Below are 5,142 nucleotides of genomic sequence, written 5' to 3' on the forward strand. Positions count from 1 at the left end.
AACTCGGCTCGACTGTGCACCGTCAGCCGGGCATTCTTGTGGACGTTCATCCGATCCCTTCCTGAGACCCTGTAGCTTCGCAACCACAGCTTCCCCGGTCCGGGTCGGATGGACAACCTATTGAGAGCTCACACCTAGGGCGCCAAGCGGTCGCTGCTGGCTCTGCTGGACCACCTGTCCGGCTGAACTCGCGCAACAAGGTGCGGAGAAGCTGCGATGGCGTCGGCGCCGGGAGGACCGCAGACTAGGAGCAAGGTGCTGCGAAGCTCGCAACGGCGCGTGGCCCCGGAGGGCCTAGGCGCCGTGGTGTTCCTTGCTGCCCGCGCCGGTCAGTCGCATGATCTGGAACACGTTCTCAGGCGAGACCTGCACATAGTCGTTCAGGCCCCCGGCGCGCATGATCGGCAGCGCCTGTGCGGTCTGGTAGACGCCGTCGTCGATCAGCAGCTTGTCGATGTAGACCGCCACCACCTCGCCCAGCACCAGCCAGCCGTTCACCTTGTCGCCGCCGGTGTTGCGGAACTGCACGATGTCGATGACCTTGCATTCCATCGCCGCGCGGCTTTCCCCCACCCGCGGGACGTTGACTACCCGTCCCGGAACCGCCGTCAGTCCGGCGATCGGAAACTCGTCCACCCCATGAGGAAGCGGCGCCGACGTCGCATTCATCCGGTCGCCGAGCTCCCGCGTCACCAGGTTCCAGACGAACTCCCCCGTTTCGGACGCATTTCGAACGCTGTCCTTCCAGGCGATGCTCGAGAACCCGATGATCGGCGGGTCGTAGTTGAAGGCGTTGAAGAAGCTGTAGGGCGCGAGGTTGACGCGGCCCTCCGCGTCCCGCGACGAGATCCAGCCGATCGGACGCGGGGCGATCAGGGCGTTCAGGGGATTGTATTTGAGCCCGTGGCCCTGGGACGGCTCGTAGTAGTGGAAATCAACGCCCGACATCGGTTGCAACCTCGGCTCTAGAGGACGACGACACGCGAGGGGGATCCGCCGCGCAAAAGGATTCGACCAGGTCGGCCTGGCCGGCCAAGACAGCGCGCTGGTTCACATAACCCTTGTCCGTGACCTCTCCGGCCGCCAACGACGGCGGGCGGTCCAGGACCGCGAAGGCGGCGATGCGCTGGGCCGCCCCCGCGTTCTGCGCGTTGTACGCCCGAAGCTCCTCGGCGACGCGCGTCCAAAGTTGCGCTCATGAGTCCTCGCCTGGTCGTTGGCCTTTGGCCCGATGCCCGCATCGCAACCCGGGCGCCCGACTTCAACAGATGCGATGGCGGGCCCCCTGCCCGCTGGCGCCCCGTCAGCGCGGCGAGCGCGCCAGCTTCGCGAGATAGGGACCGAGGTCCGGGGCGAAGTCGGGGTGGCGCACCAGCCGGTCGAAGTGCGCGAAGGCGAGTGGGTAGCGGGTCCGTGCGTCGGCCAGCAGAGGCTGGAGATGGCTCGCGTCCAGCGGAGCCCGCCGAGCGAGCTCGTTGTGGAACAGGGCGAGTTCGCAGGCGAAGCAGATATCCGCCAGGCTGAGTTGGTCGCCCGTCAGGAACTGCCGGTCGGGCTGGAGCGCCTGCTCCAGCCCCCCGAGGTAGGTGGCGAAGGCCTCGGACGCGCGGGCGTAGACCTCCGCGCCGACCTCGGCGCCCCGCAGCGCCAGCAGATAGATCTGCGCGTCCCGGGCGAAGACCAGGCTCACATCGAGGAAGCTGTCGATGCGGGCCGCCGCATAGGCGTCGGCTCCGTACAGGTTGCAGGTCGCGGCCCCCAGGCGAGCGACGGCGCGCAGGATGCTGTTGGACTCGAAGATCCCCACCGCGCCGTCGTCGCTGAAGGCGGCCGGGACGGTCCCGAACGGATTGGCGGCGAGGAACGCGTCGGTCTTGTAGAGGGGCCTGTCCTTGAACCCGATCCGCCCCGGGCGCTCGGCGGCCTTCAGCCGTTCGGGATCCACCTCGGCCCGCGCACGCGCGTCGAAGTCCCAGAGCCACTCCGCCAGCTGTTCCGGCGCCGCACCGCGAACCTCCACCTCGACGCCGCACATGCGCGCCGCGATGGTCGCCTTCCAGACCCGTGGATTGGGAAGATACGAGAAGATGCGCAATTGGGTCATGGCCGCTCACCAGCTCTCCGTGGCCGCAGCTCAGGGCGTCGGGCGGCCCTCACGGACGCTGTAGCCAGTCGATCACCAGCCGGGTCACCTCGGCCGGCCGCTCGCGGTGGAGGAAGTGTCCGCATCCCTCGAGGACCTCCCACTCATAGGGGCCTACGAAGAACTCCTTCTGCGGCTCCAGCATCTCGCTGCGGAGGTCGTTCGAGCCGCACAGCGCCAGGGTCGGCACGCGGATCGGCCGGTCGCACGCCTCGTTGATGTCCCGCAGCGCTGGATCACTCTTGGCCGGATCGATCATCGCCCGGTAGTAGCCGAGCGTCGCCGCTAGCGCGCCGGGCCGCGCCAGCATCCGCTTGATCTCGGCGATGTGCGCCGCGTCCTCATGCCCGGGCGACCAGTCGTTCCAAAGATAGTCGATGAACGCCATGTCATTGGCCAGGATCGCCGCTTCCGGCAGGCCGGGGAGCTGGAAGAACCACCAATGGAACGACTCATGGACGTGCTTCGGCGAGTCCAGCAGCGTGCGCCGGATCTGCGCCGCATGGGGGATGGCCATCGCCACGGCGCGCCGGACCAGTTCGGGGAAGGCGGCGATCACGTTGTACGTAATCCCGGCCCCCCAGTCCTGGCCCACGAGGAACACCGGCTCGCCGCCCCCGAGCGCCAGGATCAGCGCCTTGATGTCGAGCGCCAGGGTCGAGCGGCCATAGTAGCCGCCGTCCGGGATCTGGGTGGGCGGATAGCCGCGCAGGAACGGCGCGACGACCCGATAGCCGGCCGCCGAAAGGGCGGGAATCTGGTGGCTCCAGGTATGGGCGTTGTCGGGGAAACCGTGCAGCAGAAACACGGTCGGTCCGCGCCCCTCCTCCAGGTACGCAAAATCGATCCCGTTGGCCTTGACGCGGCGCTCTTCCATCGAACCCTCCTAGATGTCGCCCTGGATGACCGGCCGGTCGATGCCGAACACCTCTGTGATCTTCGTCTTCATGTCCGCTCCCGCAAGCCGGCGCGTTCCACGCCCCGCGACGTTGAGTTCCTTTATCGCACGTACCTACCGCGCCGCAAGGCGTCCAGCGCATCCGAACTCGAGACGGCCGCTGCGCGTCCCCGACTCGCCTGGCCACGGCCGGCGCCGACCCCGCGTCATCGACGCCCCGAGGCGCGCGGGGACTCCCCCGGTCGAGGAGTGGAGCGATCCGGATCGCATGCTACATGGGTTCCCATTCGGCATTCAGTCCGCCGCGACGCGGGCGCTGCGATTCGATCGCGATGGAGACCCTTCCGTGCAGTGGAGTGAACTTGAGGATCAGGCGTGTTCGGTCCGCGGCAGCGCTGTTCCGCTGTTCCGCTGTTCCGCTGTTCCGCGATAGTCGCTGATTGACGTCGGCGACGATCACGTTTTTGTTCAACAGCTTACGAGAAAATCCTGATCGATTTCGATAGCCCGCGAAAGCTCGCAGATCACAGCACCAGACGGCAGGCCTTCGGCAGCTTCAGCATGCTCCTGTAGAGCAAGAGCTGCCCGAGCCCCTCGTAGACGTCAGACGCGCTGTTGCTGGCCTTGATTTCGATCAGGATGGAAGAGTTCGGTCGCGTCACCAGGCCATCGATTTCGAAGCCCGGAGCGGGTCGAAGCTTCTCGAGCTTAACGCCCTCAGCCCCCAGCGCGCGCTCCAGGCTGCTCCAGACTTCGGCATGAGCTTTCCAGATCAGGCATTCGTCCTGAGGCGGCCTCGCCTTGGCAGTCAGGAAGCCCATCACCTCGGGACCTGCAATCGGCGCCTTCGCCAACGCGAGCACGGGTGCAGTCAATGGCGCACCCGCGCTGGCGCTGTGGCGCGTGGCGATCACTCTCAGGGCCGAACCCACTATGCCAACGGCGAAAAGACCCGCGTCCCCTGGGCGACCTACCTTCTGGGGGTTTCATATTTCAGTGGCTATCCGGGGGCGCCCCGGACTACGCGCGCGGCCTCTCGTACCTTGAGAGCGCTGTGACTCGAAGCCGCGAACGCAGCGATAGCGTCGAGCAGCAGGCCTTTTACGCCAGCGTAGTTAAGACCATCCATGATAGCGAATGGTGCAAAAGCTAGGCGGTTCGCAGCCGTTCTCCCTAGGATTGGTGTCTGCCGAAATCTGAACTAGGGCCCGTCGGATGAAGGGCCGCTCCAAGAGCGGTAGAGCCGGCTTGCGCCACTGGACTAAGCCGCTCGCGCGGCATGGGCGTCCGGCGCACGCGGTGGTGATCAAGCGGGAAGCGACGGAGCCTGCCCGTCCTGTCTGAGATCAGGGGTCCAACGCCCACGCGACCTCGACGCCGATGGGGGACGCCTGTGAGCTTCGCGCCATTCACGCGGTGTTCGGAGACGCCCGCGTCGCCGTCGGAGCCACGAAGTCGGCGACCGGCCACCCACTTGGGGCGGCGGGTGCGTTGGAAGCGGCCTTCACCGTGCTCAGCCTGCGAGACCAGCACCTGCCGCCCACCTTGAACCTGGTTGAACCTGACGCAGCGGCGGCTGGTATGGACCTGTTGCGGGCCGCCCATCGGGTCGACAGGCTCACCCATGCCATGACCAACAGTTTCGGGTTCGGCGGCGTGAACGCCAGCGCCATCTTCCGCCGTTGTCCGAACTGACTCCGTTCTGGCGATGAACCCTAGATCACCGCCCGACCCACGACCTACACGCGCCATCACAAGAGCGGCATTGCAGATAGTCTGATTGTAAGTGAGTTTTTTTTCGGCACTCGACCGTGGTTTTGTCTTGACCGCATATGACCCAGGCGGCATCTTTGAGGCAGCGCTCTTCCCCCGCGAGACGCCGGAACCTGGCGCCTCGATAGAACGGATACGAACCATGCCCCTTTGGAAGGTCTATCATCCGGTCGGAGCCTACACCCGTGAGGACAAACAGGCGTTCTCGGCGCAGGTGACCGCCCTCTACGGCCGGATCATGCCGAAATTCTATGTCGGCGTGGTCTTCCAGGAAGTCGCCGAGGACTCGTTCTTCATCGGGGGCGAGGCTCGGAACAACTTCGTCAGA

Annotated in this window: 5 protein-coding genes and 1 pseudogene; 2 read left to right on the forward strand and 4 right to left on the reverse strand. The window is 66.1% G+C overall.

Annotation, left to right across the window (positions count from 1 at the left end; genetic code table 11):
- Positions 1-294: 294 nt before the first annotated feature.
- The 4 genes from Q8Q88_RS15580 to Q8Q88_RS15595 all read right to left on the reverse strand — a co-directional run bounded on the left by Q8Q88_RS15580 (position 295) and on the right by Q8Q88_RS15595 (position 3,955).
- The gene (locus Q8Q88_RS15580; protein WP_305676108.1) at positions 295-948 is read right to left on the reverse strand and encodes a flavin reductase family protein; all 654 of its coding nucleotides are present in this window, start codon (positions 946-948) and stop codon (positions 295-297) included.
- 355 nt (positions 949-1,303) lie between these two features.
- Positions 1,304-2,104, reverse strand: coding sequence for a glutathione S-transferase family protein (locus tag Q8Q88_RS15585; RefSeq protein ID WP_305676104.1), 801 nt, complete (start codon positions 2,102-2,104; stop codon positions 1,304-1,306).
- A 49-nt stretch (positions 2,105-2,153) separates the two neighbouring features.
- Positions 2,154-3,020 carry an alpha/beta fold hydrolase gene (locus Q8Q88_RS15590; RefSeq protein WP_305676105.1) on the reverse strand — a complete coding sequence of 289 codons (867 nt, stop codon included), beginning with the start codon at positions 3,018-3,020 and terminating at the stop codon, positions 2,154-2,156.
- A gap of 545 nt (positions 3,021-3,565) precedes the next feature.
- Positions 3,566-3,955: a hypothetical protein gene (locus Q8Q88_RS15595; RefSeq protein ID WP_305676106.1), complete on the reverse strand. Its 390-nt coding sequence runs from the start codon at positions 3,953-3,955 to the stop codon at positions 3,566-3,568.
- 454 nt (positions 3,956-4,409) lie between these two features.
- On the opposite strand from Q8Q88_RS15595, the pseudogene Q8Q88_RS15600 reads away from it, so the two are divergent.
- Positions 4,410-4,736 (forward strand): annotated as a pseudogene (locus Q8Q88_RS15600) (beta-ketoacyl-ACP synthase II); the annotation flags it as partial.
- Positions 4,737-4,956: 220 nt separating this feature from the next.
- Positions 4,957-5,142, forward strand: a 186-nt coding sequence (locus Q8Q88_RS15605) for a tautomerase family protein (protein ID WP_305676107.1), incomplete at its 3' end; no start/stop codon positions are given.

Origin of the sequence: Phenylobacterium sp. (assembly GCF_030697925.1) — a bacterium.
Taxonomy (GTDB): domain Bacteria; phylum Pseudomonadota; class Alphaproteobacteria; order Caulobacterales; family Caulobacteraceae; genus Phenylobacterium.

What these genes read in the sequence shown, in the direction of transcription:
- Q8Q88_RS15590 (WP_305676105.1), bottom strand. Translation starts at nt 3,020, where the DNA reads ATGGAAGAGCGCCGCGTCAAGGCCAACGGGATCGATTTTGCGTACCTG.
- Q8Q88_RS15585 (WP_305676104.1), bottom strand. Translation starts at nt 2,104, where the DNA reads ATGACCCAATTGCGCATCTTCTCGTATCTTCCCAATCCACGGGTCTGG.
- Q8Q88_RS15580 (WP_305676108.1), bottom strand. Translation starts at nt 948, where the DNA reads ATGTCGGGCGTTGATTTCCACTACTACGAGCCGTCCCAGGGCCACGGG.